We start from the raw sequence: 15,275 nt of genomic DNA, 5'->3' as shown, positions 1-15,275 counted from the left end.
GCTCTAGTCGTCTGGGCACTTAACCGAAGAAGCTCTGGCCGTTCTTGGCCATTTCACGCAGCTTCGCGGTCGGGTGGTACAGCGGGCCCAGATCAGCGTACTGATCAGCCAGGGCAACGAACTCGGCTACACCGATCGAATCGATGTAACGCAGCGCACCACCACGGAATGGAGGGAAACCGATACCGTACACCAGGCCCATATCGGCTTCGGCGGCGGTCTCGACAATGCCGTCTTCCAGGCAACGCACGGTTTCCAGGCACAGGGCGATCATCATCCAGTTGATGATGTCCTCGTCGGACACCTCACGCTGTTCGTAGATAACCGGCGCCAGCACTTCATGCACCGACGGGTCGGCCACTTTCTTCTGCTTGCCCTTCTTGTCGGCCTCGTAGGCGTAGAAACCCTTGCCGTTCTTCTGGCCCAGGCGCTTGGCCTCGTACAAAGCGTCGATCGCCGAGCGGCGGTCGTCTTTCATGCGGTCCGGGAAGCCTTCAGCCATCACATCGCGACCGTGGTGGCCGGTGTCGATGCCGACCACGTCCATCAGGTACGCCGGGCCCATCGGCCAGCCGAACTTTTCCATGACCTTGTCGATGCGCACGAAGTCCACACCGGCGCTGACCAGCTTGGCGAAGCCACCGAAGTACGGGAAGAGTACGCGGTTGACCAGGAAGCCCGGGCAGTCATTGACCACGATCGGGTTTTTGCCCATTTTCTTGGCGTAGGCAACGGTGGTGGCAACCGCCAGCTCGCTGGACTTTTCGCCACGGATCACTTCCACCAGGGGCATCATGTGCACGGGGTTGAAGAAGTGCATGCCGACGAAGTTTTCCGGGCGCTTAAGGGCCTGGGCCAGCAGCGAGATGGAAATGGTCGAAGTGTTGGACGCCAGGATGGTGTCGTCCTTGACCTGGGCTTCAACTTCAGCCAAGACCGCCTGCTTGACCTTCGGGTTCTCGACAACCGCTTCGACCACCAGGTCAACGTGGCCGAAATCGCCGTAGGACAGCGTAGGACGAATGCCGTTAAGCACCTCGGCCATTTTCGCTGCGGTCATGCGACCTTTATCAACACGGCCAACCAGCAGCTTGGCGGCTTCCGCCAGGCCCTGCTCAATACCGTGCTCGTTGATGTCTTTCATCAGGATCGGCGTGCCTTTGGACGCCGACTGATAGGCGATGCCGCCACCCATGATACCGGCGCCGAGTACGGCAGCCTGTTTCACGTCCTTGGCGATTTCGTCGTAGGCCTTGGCTTTTTTCTTCAGCTCCTGATCGTTCAGGAACAAGCCGATCAGGCTCTGGGCCGCCGAGGTCTTCGCCAGTTTGACGAAGCCAGCCGCTTCCACTTCCAGGGCCTTGTCGCGACCGAAGTTCGCGGCCTTCTGGATAGTCTTGATCGCTTCAACCGGCGCCGGGTAGTTCGGGCCGGCCTGGCCAGCCACGAAACCCTTGGCGGTTTCGAACGACATCATTTGTTCGATGGCGTTGAGCTTGAGTTTTTCCAGCTTTGGCTGACGCTTGGCCTTGTAGTCAAATTCGCCGCTGATGGCGCCCTTGATCAGGTTCAGCGCGGCTTCGGCCAGTTTGTCCGGGGCAACCACAGCGTCGACCGCGCCAACTTTCAGCGCGTCCTCGGCCTTGTTTTCCTTACCGGCGGCGATCCATTCGATGGCGTTGTCAGCACCGATCAGACGCGGCAGGCGCACGGTACCGCCAAAGCCTGGGTAGATGCCCAGCTTGACTTCCGGCAGGCCGATCTTGGCGGTGGCGGACATGACGCGGAAATCCGCCGCCAGGCACATTTCCAGGCCCCCGCCCAGCGCGATGCCATTGATCGCGGCAACGGTCGGCACGTTGAGGTCTTCAAAATCGCTGAAGATCTTGTTGGCTTCGAGGTTGCCAGCCACCAGCTCGGCATCGGGCAGCTTGAAGTTGTCGACGAATTCGGTGATGTCAGCGCCGACGATAAACACGTCCTTGCCGCTGGAGACGATCACGCCCTTGACCGAAGCATCTGCTTTGATGGTGTCTACGGCCTGACGCAGTTCGTTCAGGGTTAGACGGTTGAACTTGTTGACGGACTCACCCTTGAGGTCGAATTTCAATTCGACGATGCCACTTTCAAGAGCCTTAACCGTGATGGCTTTACCTTCGTAAATCATCAACTGATCTCCACGATATGGAAGCTGAACAGTACACACTGGACGCTGGTCTCTGGTTTGACATTGACAGCTGCATCAATGCTCACGCCAATCAGCCAGGCACACCCGCCAGTGCGATAGTCGGGATTCTGTACGAGTCGTCTGACAGGCAAACGCTCAATTCATACGCCCGTTTGATTTGGGTACGCCACCTTCATCCAATTCCGAGCAATTGTCAATCGCTCCAAAGGCTAGGAAAAACGCGACTTTCCAGTCATTTCAGAACCCGGACCACGGGCGGGCGACCCGTCAATATTTAAATATTCACAAGATCAATAATAGGAAAGATGGGGGAAAAGACTGTACAGAAAGGAATACACGGCTAGGCTAGCGGCAACTTGCAGATTTACCGGCCTGCCTGGCCACCTCCAGCCCGATGATGATGTCGGGCTTTTTATTGCCCGGCCCTGCAGGAGCGTCAGGCCAAAGCCCTGAGCAACGCGTCAATGTCCTTCAATATGCTCATCTCGCCCTTCTCGCCCCAATACAAGGCGATCATCTGCTTGTCGGCCTCGACCTTGTAGACGTTCGCCGGCAGCGTTGCAAAATGCGGCAACAACTTTTCATCCACGCACACTTCACGCCATTGATTGACCCACACCCCCGGCTCCAGCTGCCAGTAACTCCAGAGGGCCGGGGTGCTGCCGCGACGTGGACGACAGTATTGCGCACAGGGGCTCGGCGGCTCCTGCTTGAGCCAATGCGGCCACTCTTGGGGCGCGAGCTGCATGGCCAGGCCGATGCGGCGCGCCTCCATGCGCAGGGCCATGCGCCCGCTCTGCCCACGCGACGGGCGCAGCCAGGCCAAGGGGCTTAAAACCACCGCAAGGATTGACACCACTATCCACACCGTCATATGTGTACTCCCGAATTTCTAGATGAGCGGATTTGACCTGACGCAACCCCATCCGCTTGAAAGCAGCCATACTGAACTTATTGCAGTCCCTTGGAGGAACGCCTCATGCCCTACAAACATATTCTGGTCGCTGTCGATCTGACCGAAGAGTGCGATCCGGTGATCAAGCGCGCGCAGGAATCTGCATTGGCCAATGGCGCCATACTGTCGCTGGTGCATATCGTCGAGCCCATGGCCATGGCCTTTGGCGGTGACGTACCGATGGACCTTTCCCAGTTGCAGCAACAACAATTTGACCAGGCCAAGGAGCGCCTGGACCGTTTGATTCTCAAATACCCGCACCTGAAAAAGGAAGACTGCCACCTGACATACGGCCAACCGCGCCAGGAAATCCACCACTTGGCCAAGGAAAAGGCTTGCGACTTGATCGTGGTGGGTAGCCATGGTCGTCACGGTTTGGCGTTGTTGCTGGGTTCTACTGCCAATGATGTACTGCACGGCGCGCCGTGCGATGTACTGGCCGTCAAGCTGGTAAAGAGTTCGTAAGACCGATGAAGGTTTAATGTGGGAGCTGGCTTGCCTGCGATAGCAGCCTGTCAGTTGATGCATCAGGTGGCTGATACGCCGCTATCGCAGGCAAGCCAGCTCCCACAGTTGAATCGCATTTCATATTAAAAAGCCCGGCGCTCATAGAAGAGTGCCGGGCTTTTTTATTTGCGGTGCGATTACTCAGGCATCCAGCTCGGCCCAACGCTCAACCAACGCTTCCAGCTCCTGGTTCAACGTTTCCAGGGAAGCAATGACCGCAGCGGTTTCCGCCGCCGGGCGCAGGTAGAAACCGGCGTCAGCCATTTGCGCCTCTACCACGGCAATCTGCTGTTCCTTGGCGTCGATATCACCCGGCAAGGCTTCCAGCTCACGCTGCAGCTTGTAGCTGAGTTTTTTCTTGGCCGCCGGTACAGCTTCCTGGGCCGGTGCAGCCTCTTGCACAGGAGTCACCACTGCCGAGGTCAGGTCGGCCTTGCCGGACTTGCTCTCGGTCACCCCCAGCAGGCGCGGCGAGCCGCCCTGGCGCAGCCAGTCCTGGTAACCACCGACGTATTCGCGCACCTTGCCTTCACCCTCAAAAACCAGGGTGCTGGTGACCACGTTGTCGAGGAATTCCCGGTCGTGGCTGACCATCAGCACAGTGCCGTTGAACGTCAGCAGCACTTCTTCGAGCAACTCGAGGGTTTCCACATCGAGGTCGTTGGTCGGTTCATCGAGCACCAGCAGGTTGGCCGGCTTGCTGAACAGCTTGGCCAGCAGCAAACGCGCACGCTCACCACCGGACAGAGCCTTGACCGGCGTACGCGCACGTTGCGGGCTGAACAGGAAATCGCCCAGGTAGCTGAGCACATGGCGGCTCTGGCCGTCGATGTCGATAAAGTCGCGGCCTTCGGCGACGTTGTCGATCACGGTCTTTTCCAGGTCCAACTGATGACGCAACTGGTCAAAGTAGGCCACGTCGATGCGCGTGCCCTCTTCCACCTTGCCGCTGGTCGGTTGCAGACCGCTGAGCATCAGCTTGAGCAGGGTGGTCTTGCCGGTGCCGTTGGCGCCAAGCAGGCCGATACGGTCGCCGCGCTGCAGGACCATGGAAAAGTCCTTGATCAGGAACGGGCCGTCCGGGTGATGGAAGCTGACGTTCTCCAGCACCATGACTTGTTTGCCCGACTTGTCGGCGGTATCCAGCTGGATATTGGCCTTGCCGGTACGCTCGCGGCGTTCGCTACGCTCGACGCGCAAGGCTTTCAAGGCACGTACGCGGCCTTCGTTACGGGTGCGACGGGCCTTGATGCCCTGGCGGATCCAGACTTCTTCCTGGGCCAGCTTTTTGTCGAACAGCGCGTTGGCGGTTTCTTCGGCAGCCAGGGCGGCTTCCTTGTGCACCAGGAAGCTGGCGTAGTCGCCGTTCCAGTCGATCAGGCCGCCACGGTCCAGCTCGAGGATGCGCGTGGCCAGGCTCTGCAGGAATGCACGGTCGTGCGTGATAAACAGCACGGCGCCCTGGAAGTCCTTGATGGCTTCTTCAAGCCAGGCGATGGCGCCGATGTCCAGGTGGTTGGTCGGTTCGTCGAGCAGCAGCAGGTCCGGCTCGGACACCAGCGCCTGGGCCAGCAGCACACGGCGACGCCAGCCGCCGGATAATTCGGCGAGGGTCTTGTCGGCCGGCAGTTGCAGGCGGCTCAGGGTGCTGTCCACCAGTTGCTGCAAGCGCCAGCCGTCACGGGCTTCGAGGTCTTGCTGGACGTGCATCAGTTTGTCCAGGTCTTCTTCGGTGACGCAATTCTGTGCCAGGTGATGGTATTGCGCGAGCAACTCGCCAACGCCGTCCAGGCCTTCGGCTACCACGTCGAACACTGTCCGTCCGTCGGCCACCGGCAATTCTTGCGGCAATTCGCCGATCTTGAGGCCCGGAGCACGCCACACAGAGCCGTCATCGGGCTTCTGGTCGCCTTTTACCAGCTTCATCATGCTGGACTTGCCGGTGCCGTTGCGGCCGATGATGCACACCCGCTCACCACGGGCGATCTGCCAGGACACCTTGTCCAACAACGGCATGGCGCCGAAAGCAAGGGACACATCGCTGAATTTGAGCAGGGTCATACGCTTCTCCAAAAACTGGGCGCGCATTCTACCTGACTTGAGGGTGGGATGCGGTCGGGATTTTCTCTATCGACACGTTCTGTAGGACATTTCCGGCGATCTTCAACCAACCGGCCGGCAAAGCTTTCGCGGGCCGCTGGCAAAAGGCTAAGCTAGGGGCAATCAGTGTCGGCAGTGCCGGTGCTAGTCGTGATTTCTCTGCACGGACGTCTCATGCGCAGTCGCCTTTTCAACTTTTTATCTTGCCTGCTTCTTACCGCCACTGCCGTTCAATCCGCCCAGGCGGTGGACCTCACTACCCAACGTCAGTATTACGATCAAGCCAAACGCGCCCTGGCCAAGGGTGACACCGGCCCCTACATGCAATACAGCCAGGCCCTGGCCGACTACCCGCTCACGCCCTACCTGGCCTATGACGAGCTGACCGCACGCTTGAAAACCGCGAGCAACGAGGAAATCGAACAGTTCCTCGGCAAACATGGCGACCTGCCCCAGGCCAACTGGATGAAACTGCGTTGGCTGCGCTGGCTGGCCGAACGTGGCGATTGGCAGACCTTTGAAAAGTACTACGACCCCAAGCTCAATTTCGTCGAACTGGACTGCCTGCATGGCCAGTACCAGCTCAGCCACAATCTCAAGGCTGAAGGCTACAAGACCGCCGAAAAACTGTGGATGACCGGCAAAACCCAGCCGACCTCTTGTGACGCTACGTTCGGCCAATGGGCCGCTGCCGGCCAGTTGACCGAACAGAAGATCTGGGATCGCGCCAAGCTCGCCGCCGAAGCCCGTAACTACGCGCTGGCCAACAGCCTGGTGAAAACCCTGCCAACCCTCGGCGCCCAAGGCCGGCTGATGGTGGATGTGGCGCAGAAGCCCGACATGCTCAGCGACCCGTCACGCTTTCTGCCGGCCACCGAGGCGATGTCGGACGCCGTGGGCCTGGGCCTGCGCCGCCTGGCGCGCCAGGATCCGGACAAGGCCATGGCTTTGCTCGACGGTTACGCCAGCAGCATGCACTTCTCCCGTGACGAAAAAGTGTCGATTGCCCGCGAGATTGGCCTGACCCTGGCCAAGCGCTTCGACCCGCGCGCGCTGGAAGTGATGACCAAGTACGACCCGGAACTGCGCGACAACACCGTGTCCGAATGGCGCCTGCGCCTGCTGTTGCGCCTGGCACGCTGGGAAGAAGCCTACCAGTTGACCCGCAAGCTCCCACAAGACCTGGCCACCAGCAACCGTTGGCGCTACTGGCAGGCGCGCAGCCTGGAGCTGGCCGAACCGCAAAACCCGCAGGCGCTGGTGCTCTACAAGAACGTGGCCAAGGAGCGGGACTTCTACGGCTTTCTCGCCGCTGATCGCTCCAAATCCCCCTACCAGTTGAACAATAAGCCGCTGGTGATGAGCCAGGCGCTGGTCAACAAGGTCCGCAATACCCCAGGTGTACGCCGTGCCCTGGAGTTCTATGCCCGCGGCCAGATCGTCGATGGCCGCCGCGAGTGGTATCACGTCAGCCGCCACTTCAACCGTGACGAGATGGTTGCCCAGGCCAAGCTGGCCTACGACATGAAGTGGTACTTCCCGGCGATCCGCACCATCAGCCAGGCGCAGTACTGGGACGACCTGGATATCCGCTTCCCGATGGCCCACCGCGACACCCTGGTGCGCGAAGCCAAGGTACGAGGCCTGCATTCGAGCTGGGTATTCGCTATCACGCGCCAGGAAAGTGCCTTTATGGACGACGCCCGCTCCGGCGTCGGCGCCAGCGGCCTGATGCAACTGATGCCCGGCACCGCCAAGGAAACGGCGCGCAAGTTCAGCATCCCCCTGGCCTCCCCGGCCCAGGTGCTGGACCCTGACAAAAACATCCAGCTGGGCGCAGCCTACCTGAGCCAAGTGCACAGCCAGTTCAATGGCAACCGCGTGCTCGCCTCCGCCGCCTACAACGCCGGCCCCGGCCGCGTGCGCCAATGGCTGCGCGGCGCAGACCACCTGAGTTTCGATGTCTGGGTGGAAAGCATCCCATTCGACGAAACCCGCCAGTATGTGCAGAACGTGCTGTCTTATTCGGTGATCTACGGGCAGAAGCTCAATTCGCCACAGCCATTGGTGGATTGGCATGAGCGGTATTTTGACGATCAGTGATAAGAGCAGCTTCAAGCTGCTAAGTTTGAAGCTTTAAGAAGATGCCCGCATTGATAAATGCGGGCATTTTTTATGATGCTGCGGGAAGCCCACTTTGCCCAGCTTCGGCCAGCGCCAAGTTCAACGCCTGTAGCATGAACTCAACGAAGGGCGTTGCCTGCGCTTGCTGGTCTGCTGCGGACAGTGCGGCGTAGTAAGCCTCTTGCTGCTCTCGAATCACCGCTTCCACCGGCAGGTATGCCAGCACCGAGCGCCACTGGCTGAGTATCAAGGTTTGCCAGAGCCGCCCCATCCGCCCATTACCGTCTGCAAATGGATGAATGAATTCGAACTCGTAATGGAAGACGCAACTGGCTATCAACGGATGCCAGTCGGAAACCGCCAGCCATTGCAGCAAATCGTCCACCAAGTGAGTTACACGGCTCGCAGGCGGCGCCATATGGACAAGTTGCTCGCCGCGATAGATGCCGACACCTGCCTGTCGAAACCGACCGACATCGTCGATCAATCCAAACATGAGCAGTTCGTGAGCCTTGAGCAGGTCGACCCGATCACCTGGATCCCACTGCGGCATGGCCTCGTAAGCAGCAAATGCATTACGCACTTCCTGAATTTCCCGGGGCAAGCCCAGCACCCGCTTACCTTCCAGAACAGCCGTCACCTGCTCGACGCTGAGCGTGTTGTTTTCGATCGCCAGTGAAGCCTGAATGGTGCGAATTCGATTGCCGCGCCTTAACTGAGGGGTCTGGCGGCCATCGTCACCGACTGAAAGCTGACCAATCTGCTCACTGATATCTGCCACAAGGGCCAGCATTTTTGGAGTCAGCGTCAACGGAGGTTGATAACGGCTCATGTCCTCATCCAGATCAATAACGAAAGATCACATGATGCCTCATTGAGCAGGGGTATCGCAGCTTCATTCCGTCTCCCCCCCTTCACTGAACTGCAACGCCGCCAACCGCGCATACAGCGGATTGCTCGCAATCAATTGCCGATGCGTACCCACCGCCACAAGCTTGCCTTGATCCATCACCGCTATTCGATCGGCATTCTTGACGGTCGCCAGGCGGTGAGCGATCACTAAAGTGGTTCGTCCCTGCATCAGTTGCGGCAGCGCTTGCTGGATCAGGTGCTCACTCTGGGCATCGAGAGCGCTGGTGGCCTCGTCCAGCAACAGGATCGGCGCATCTACCAGCAAGGCGCGGGCGATGGCAAGGCGTTGACGCTGGCCGCCGGAGAGGCCCATGCCGCCATCGCCAAGATGGGTCTGGTAGCCATCGGGCATTTGCAGGATGAAGTCGTGGGCATGGGCGATACGGGCAGCGGCTTCGACCTGGGCCATGGTGGCGGACGGGTTGCCGTAGCGGATGTTTTCCTCAACGCTACCGAAAAACAGCGCCGGGCTCTGGGACACCAGGGCGAAATGGCGACGCAGGTCCAGTGGGTCCAGCTCGGTCAGCGGGCGGCCTTCGAGCAGGATGCGACCTTGCTGGGGATCGTAGAAGCGCAGCAGCAGGTCGAAAATTGTCGACTTGCCCGCGCCGGAGGGACCTACCAGCGCCAGGGTTTCGCCGGGATTGATGGTCAGGTTCAAGCCATCGATGGCGTAGCTGTCCGGCCGTGAGGGGTAGGAAAAGCGCAGGTCTTGCAGCTCCATGCGGCCACTGACCCGCTCCGGCAAACGTACGCTGCTATTAGCCGGCGCCTGGATGTCGTTGCTCGACTGCAACAGTTCCCCAATGCGCTCGGCCGCGCCGGCGGCACGCTGCAACTCGCCGAGCACTTCGCTCAGGGTGCCGACGGCGCTACCGACGATCAGGCTGTAGAACACGAACGCCGCCAGCTCACCGCCGGAAATGCGCCCGCTGATCACGTCCATGCCCCCTACCCATAGCATCACGCCCACGGCTCCAAGCACCAACATGATCACCAGGGTAATCAGCCAGGAGCGCTGCAAGATGCGTTTACGAGCGGTAGTGAAGGCCTCTTCCACGGTGACGGCGAAACGCTGTTCGTCCTGCACCTGATGGTTGTAGGCCTGCACTGTCTTGATCTGACCGAGGGTTTCCGAGACGTAGCTACCGACATCGGCGATGCGATCCTGGCTCTGACGCGACAGGCTGCGCACGCGGCGGCCGAAAATCAGGATCGGTGCCAGCACCAAGGGCAGTGCCACCACCACGATACTGGTGAGCTTGGGGTTGGTGATAAACAGCAGCACGATGCCACCTATGACCATCAAGGCATTGCGCAGAAACAGCGACAGCGAGGAGCCAATCACCGATTGCAACAAAGTGGTGTCGGTGGTCAGCCGCGACTGGATTTCCGAGCTGCGGTTGTTCTCGTAGAAGCCGGGGTGCAGGTAGATCAGGTGGTTGAATACCTGCCGGCGAATATCCGCCACCACCCGTTCGCCTATCCACGACACCAGGTAAAACCGCGTGAAGGTGCCCACGGCCAGGCCCAGCACCAGCACCATGAACAGACCGATGGACTGGTTGAGCAGGTGCGGTGACTGGGTCATGAAGCCCTGGTCCACCAGCAGGCGTATGCCCTGCCCCATGGACAAGGTAATGCCGGCGGTAACGATGAGCGCCAACAGGGCACCCAGCGCCTGCCAGCGATAGGGCGCAATAAAGCGGCTGGCCAGGCGAATCGCACGGCGTTGACGGGTCGAGAGCATGGAGGGCGTCACCTATGTGGAGTCTATAGCTCAACATTGGGGGAACTTGCACAAATAACAATGAGTCAGGTTAATTATGCCCACCGATGCAAGCCCATAGAGGCTATCGGTCTAAGACTCATCTGGAAATATGTACTGGTTTCTGGTGGACTGGGTGTTCGAACCGATGGGCGCCCACGGAGCTGTAACAGCGCGTTCATGCGGGGGATTTAGAGTAGGTACACAACCTGATGAGGAGACAGGCCATGACCTTGCAAGATAGCAGCAACGCCAAGATTGAAGTGATCCGCCAGCAGCAGGTGTTGCCTTGCTCTTATATCGATGCCAAGGGCCGCGAAGTGCAGATTACCGAAGAGATGATCCAGCAAGCGTGCAGCGAGCTGGAACAGCGTCTGGTCAAACCTGCCCAGCAAGGCTGATACGTCCGCGCTATTTGAGACCCGGCCCAGGTGGCCGGGTTTTTTATGGGTGTCTACAGGGCTTCGGCGCCCAAGGCCGAGACGATAGCGGACAACGCCGCCGACTCACCATTGATCCGCACCTTCAAGCCGTCAATTTCGCGTCGTAGCGGGTAGTGCTTGCGCAGCAGGTCGAATGCCTTGCGCTGCTGCTCCACCGTGCCGACCAGGCTGCGCCGGAAATCCGCATCGTCACGGCGCGGGTCGTACACACTGCGGCACAGGGTCGCCAGTGCCCAGGCCGGATCGGTTGCTGCGTTGAGGTGCACTTCGGCCAGCCACGGTGCCGGCAATAAATCACTCAACTGAACACTCGGCTCCTGGCCCTGGTGCGCGCAGAACGCCTGGTAGATCTGCGCCGTGCCGCGCTGCTTGCCGTCGAGGCTGTAGCCGGCGATATGCGGCGTGGCCAGCACGCACAGGTCAGCCAGGTCGACATCCACCTCAGGCTCACCTTCCCACACGTCCAACACGGCTTGCAGGTCTTCACGGGCCAGCAGCACCTCACGCAGGGCAGCGTTGTCCACCACCGCACCACGACTGGCATTGATCAGCCAGGTACCGGGCTTGAGCTGCTCCAGGCGCTGGCGATCCAACAAGTGCCAAGTGGCGCCATTGCCGGACTTGGTCAGCGGTGTGTGCAAGCTGATCACGTCGCACTGCTCGATGATCTGCTGCAGGCTGACGTAGTCACCGTCTTCGGCGTTCTGGCGCGGCGGGTCGCAGACCAGCACGTTCCAGCCCAGGCCCTTGAGTACCTTGACCAGCCGCCCGCCGACTTCACCGGCCCCGACCACGCCATAGGTGCGCTGGCCAAGCTCGACCCCTTCGATTTCGGCCAGGGTCTGCAAGCTGCCAAGCACGTAGTCCACGACGCCACGGGCATTGCAGCCCGGCGCACTGGACCACTGGATACCCGCCTGCTTGAAGTAATCGAGGTCCAGGTGGTCGGTGCCGATGGTGCAGGTGCCGACGAAGCGTACGTTGCTGCCTTCGAGCAAGGCACGGTTGACGTTGGTCACCGAGCGCACCAGCAGCACGTCGGCCTGCGCGACGGTGGCGCGGTCGATGGACCGGCCGGACACGCGGCGAATCTCGCCAAACCCTTCGAAGAATGCATCGAGCAGCGGGATATTTTCGTCGGCAACAATCAGCATGGCAGGCTCCTTTGGCGGATCAGCAGTGTACAGCTTGTGAGGATCCAATGTGGGAGGGGGTGCCTGCGTGGTCGCATTACAAATCCACAACACAGGTTTTTTCCTGACCGCTGCGTCAAAGCGTAGAATCCGCCGTCCTTGCGACTGCCTTTTGATTGGACACCTGTACGTGAACACTCCCACCGCTACCCTCTCCCGCCCCGCCCGCATCAGCCGGGAAGTGCGCGGCCTGCTGACGCTGGCCTTGCCGATCATGATCGGCCAACTGGCAACCACCGCGATGAGCTTTGTCGATGCGGTGATGGCCGGGCGTGTCAGCCCCCAGGACCTGGCGGCGGTCGGCCTGGGCAACTCGATCTGGATCCCGGTGTACCTGCTGATGACCGGGACCTTGCTGGCTACCACGCCGAAGGTTGCCGAGCGTTATGGGGCGGGCAAACTCACCGAGATCGGGCCGTTGGTGCGCCAATCCTTGTGGTTGGCCGTGGTGGTCGGCCTCTGCGGCGCGCTGCTGTTGTTGTGCGCCGAGCCGATCCTGCATGCGATGAAGGTCGAGCCTGACCTGATCGAGCCGTCCATGGGTTACCTGCATGGCATCGCCGCGGGTATGCCGGCGATTGCGCTGTATTACGTGCTGCGCTGTTTCAGTGACGGGCTGGGCCGCACGCGGCCGAGCATGGTCATGGGCCTGTGCGGCCTGGCGCTGAATATTCCGTTGAACTACATCTTCATCTACGGCCACCTCGGCCTGCCGGCCATGGGCGGTGTGGGCTGCGGCTGGGCCACGGCGATTGCGATGTGGGTGATGATGCTTGGCCTGGCCGGCTGGACGCGCTGGGGCCCGGTTTACCAGAGCAGCGAATTGTTCAAGCGTTTCGACTGGCCGCAATGGACGGTGATCAAGCGCATATTGGGCATCGGCCTGCCGATTGGTGTGGCGATCTTCGCCGAGTCGAGCATTTTCGCGGTGATTGCCCTGTTGCTTGGCAGCCTGGGCGCTACCGTGGTGTCCGGCCATCAGATCGCGCTCAACGTCAGCTCCCTGGTGTTCATGATTCCCTACTCCCTGAGCATGGCCGTGACCGTGCGGGTCGGCCAGGCCCTGGGCCGTGGCGAGCCCCGTGAAGCGCGCTTCGCTGCCGGGGTCGGCATGGGCACCGCACTGGCCTATGCGTGCCTGTCGTGCAGCCTGATGCTGTTGTTTCGCGAGCAGATCGCAGCGATCTATACGCCGGATCCGGTGGTGATCCACCTGGCATCGATGCTGATTGTGTTCTCGGCGCTGTTCCAGTTCTCCGACTCGATCCAGGTCACCGCCGCCGGTGCACTGCGCGGCTACCAGGACACCCGGGTGACCATGGTGCTGACTTTGTTCGCCTATTGGGGCGTAGGGTTGCCGGTGGGTTACGCCCTGGGGCTGACCAACTGGCTCGGCGAGCCCAGCGGCCCAAGCGGCTTGTGGCAAGGGCTGATCGTCGGCTTGAGCTGTGCGGCGGGGATGTTGCTGGTGCGCCTGGCGCGCAGTGCACGCCGACGCATTCGGGCCGAAAAGGCGTTGGCTTAATCGGCTTTCTTGCGGATCCAGTACAGGTAGGTGCCAGCATCTTCCTGTTGATCCACCAGTTCGTGGTCAAGAAACACACAGAACTTGGGGATGTCACGGCGGGTCGACGGGTCGGTGGCGATCACCTTGAGCAGGCCGCCCGCCGGCAGGTCGCGGATATGCTGGTGCAGCATCATCACCGGCTCCGGGCAGTTGAGGCCGGTGGCGTCGAGGGTGCCATCAACCGGCAGTTCAAGACTCATATTTCACTCCTAAAACTGGCACCGCTCAACAATGTGGGAGCGGGCTTGCCCGCGATGACGGGGGCACATTCAACATAAATTTCGACTGTTATACCGCTTTCGCAGGCAAGCCAGCTCCCACATTTAATATCAGCGGCCTTTAGATTTCTTTATGTCTATCAGACGACGCAAGTGGCAGGTGACCTCTTCGCGGTCGTGATACAGCTGCTTGCAGCCGATCTCCACACGTATGCCGCGTGCCTTGAAGCCCTCCTCGATGCGTTCGAGCAGGCGCTTCACTTCGGCGTAACGCTGTTTCATCGGCAGCTTGAGATTGACCACCGCCTCGCGGCAATATCCCTCGCCGATCCAGGTTTCCAGCAGCGCCGCATTACGCGCCGGCTTTTCAACGATATCGCACACCATCCAGTCCACCGGTTGCTTGGGCACGAAGGTGAAACCGTCGGCCATCAGGTGTTGCACCAAGCCGGTGTCCATCAGGCTTTCGGCCATGGGGCCATTGTCGATGGCGGTCACCAGCATGCCGCGGTTGACCAGTTGCCAGGTCCAGCCACCCGGTGCTGCGCCCAGATCAACGCCGGTCATATCGCCGTGCAGGCGCTCATCCCACTGGTCACGGGGGATAAAGTGATGCCAGGCCTCTTCCAGTTTCAGGGTCGAGCGGCTGGGCGCGTCACGTGGGAACTTGAGGCGCGGGATGCCCATGGGCCACATCGCCGAGTTGTTCGACTCGGCCAGGCCCATGAACGCTTCGCGGCCGCTCTTGAAAGTCAGCAGCAAGCGCGGCTTGCTCGGGTCGTCCACCAGCTTGCCCGCGCCCAGCAGGGCTTTGCGCAGGTGCACTTCGAATTTTTTGCAGAAGTTGGAGAGTTCCTTGCCGTCATTGGTGTCGACCATTTCCAACCACAGGCTGCCGCACGTCGGGAACTCGCGCAGGTGGGCGAGGATGACGCTGATGCGGTCGGTTTCCGGCAGGTCGATAAACACCCCGCGTGCCCACTGCCTTGGGAAGATCAGCTCGGCGAAGCGCTGGCCGTGCATCAAGCGCTGGGCGCCGTCTTCTTCAGTGCAGACAAATTCGGCGCAGGCGCTGCCGGTCTTGGCCTTGGCGTAGCCGGAAACGTTCAGGCGCGCGGCGTGTTCCGCGATCTCGGAACAGACTTCGCCTTCAAACCCCGGGCGGCAGTGCATAAAAAGGGTGTTCATCAACTCTCCTGGTGAATCAACTGACCTTGCGCTATCGCAATGCCTGTCATGAAAACGCGCGCATGATAGCCGAGTTCGGAACCTTGGGCTCGGCGATAGAGTCCAGTTATTA

11 protein-coding genes and 1 pseudogene are annotated in these 15,275 nt (G+C 60.5%); 4 read left to right on the top strand and 8 right to left on the bottom strand.

Going from position 1 to position 15,275, the window contains the following annotated elements; translation table 11 throughout:
- Nucleotides 1-19: 19 nt before the first annotated feature.
- Nucleotides 20-2,167: a fatty acid oxidation complex subunit alpha FadB gene (fadB, locus tag TU73_RS17865; protein ID WP_057013331.1), complete on the bottom strand. Its 2,148-nt coding sequence runs from the start codon at nt 2,165-2,167 to the stop codon at nt 20-22.
- Between the two features lie 457 nt (nt 2,168-2,624).
- Nucleotides 2,625-3,062, bottom strand: a complete 438-nt coding sequence (locus TU73_RS17860) for a hypothetical protein (RefSeq protein WP_057013330.1) — start codon at nt 3,060-3,062, stop codon at nt 2,625-2,627.
- A gap of 105 nt (nt 3,063-3,167) precedes the next feature.
- On the opposite strand from TU73_RS17860, the gene TU73_RS17855 reads away from it, so the two are divergent.
- Nucleotides 3,168-3,608 carry a universal stress protein gene (locus TU73_RS17855; protein ID WP_049709433.1) on the top strand — a complete coding sequence of 147 codons (441 nt, stop codon included), beginning with the start codon at nt 3,168-3,170 and terminating at the stop codon, nt 3,606-3,608.
- 183 nt (nt 3,609-3,791) lie between these two features.
- On the opposite strand, the gene TU73_RS17850 is transcribed toward TU73_RS17855, so the two are convergent.
- The gene (locus TU73_RS17850) at nt 3,792-5,711 is read right to left on the bottom strand and encodes an ATP-binding cassette domain-containing protein (RefSeq protein ID WP_057013329.1); all 1,920 of its coding nucleotides are present in this window, start codon (nt 5,709-5,711) and stop codon (nt 3,792-3,794) included.
- Nucleotides 5,712-5,924: 213 nt separating this feature from the next.
- Between TU73_RS17850 and TU73_RS17845 the strand changes: the two genes are divergently transcribed.
- Nucleotides 5,925-7,853, top strand: a complete 1,929-nt coding sequence (locus tag TU73_RS17845; protein WP_057013328.1) for a transglycosylase SLT domain-containing protein — start codon at nt 5,925-5,927, stop codon at nt 7,851-7,853.
- 91 nt (nt 7,854-7,944) lie between these two features.
- Here TU73_RS17845 and TU73_RS17840 read toward each other — a convergent pair.
- Both TU73_RS17840 and TU73_RS17835 read right to left on the bottom strand, forming a co-directional pair.
- Nucleotides 7,945-8,706: pseudogene (locus TU73_RS17840) on the bottom strand (Fic family protein); the annotation flags it as partial.
- A gap of 63 nt (nt 8,707-8,769) precedes the next feature.
- A complete protein-coding gene (locus TU73_RS17835; RefSeq protein WP_057013326.1) occupies nt 8,770-10,536 on the bottom strand; it encodes an ABC transporter transmembrane domain-containing protein in 1,767 nt (588 codons plus the stop codon).
- 245 nt (nt 10,537-10,781) lie between these two features.
- Between TU73_RS17835 and TU73_RS29180 the strand changes: the two genes are divergently transcribed.
- Nucleotides 10,782-10,955 carry a PA1571 family protein gene (locus tag TU73_RS29180; RefSeq protein ID WP_057013325.1) on the top strand — a complete coding sequence of 58 codons (174 nt, stop codon included), beginning with the start codon at nt 10,782-10,784 and terminating at the stop codon, nt 10,953-10,955.
- Nucleotides 10,956-11,008: 53 nt separating this feature from the next.
- Here TU73_RS29180 and pdxB read toward each other — a convergent pair whose 3' ends face one another.
- Nucleotides 11,009-12,151 carry a 4-phosphoerythronate dehydrogenase PdxB gene (pdxB, locus tag TU73_RS17825; protein ID WP_057013324.1) on the bottom strand — a complete coding sequence of 381 codons (1,143 nt, stop codon included), beginning with the start codon at nt 12,149-12,151 and terminating at the stop codon, nt 11,009-11,011.
- A gap of 169 nt (nt 12,152-12,320) precedes the next feature.
- On the opposite strand from pdxB, the gene TU73_RS17820 reads away from it, so the two are divergent.
- The gene (locus TU73_RS17820) at nt 12,321-13,715 is read left to right on the top strand and encodes an MATE family efflux transporter (RefSeq protein WP_057013323.1); all 1,395 of its coding nucleotides are present in this window, start codon (nt 12,321-12,323) and stop codon (nt 13,713-13,715) included.
- Here the strand turns inward: TU73_RS17820 and tusA are convergent.
- Both tusA and rlmM read right to left on the bottom strand, forming a co-directional pair.
- On the bottom strand, nt 13,712-13,957 hold the full coding sequence (gene tusA, locus TU73_RS17815; RefSeq protein ID WP_014717501.1) for a sulfurtransferase TusA: 246 nt from the start codon (nt 13,955-13,957) through the stop codon (nt 13,712-13,714). The genes TU73_RS17820 and tusA overlap by 4 nt on opposite strands.
- 129 nt (nt 13,958-14,086) lie before the next feature.
- The gene (rlmM, locus tag TU73_RS17810) at nt 14,087-15,163 is read right to left on the bottom strand and encodes a 23S rRNA (cytidine(2498)-2'-O)-methyltransferase RlmM (protein WP_057013322.1); all 1,077 of its coding nucleotides are present in this window, start codon (nt 15,161-15,163) and stop codon (nt 14,087-14,089) included.
- Between the last annotated feature and the right edge of the window lie 112 nt (nt 15,164-15,275).

It is taken from the genome of Pseudomonas libanensis (genome assembly GCF_001439685.1).
Lineage (GTDB): Bacteria > Pseudomonadota > Gammaproteobacteria > Pseudomonadales > Pseudomonadaceae > Aquipseudomonas > Aquipseudomonas libanensis.
Note: the sequence above shows the minus strand (reverse complement) of the source record. Positions and strands in the feature narration are given on the sequence as shown.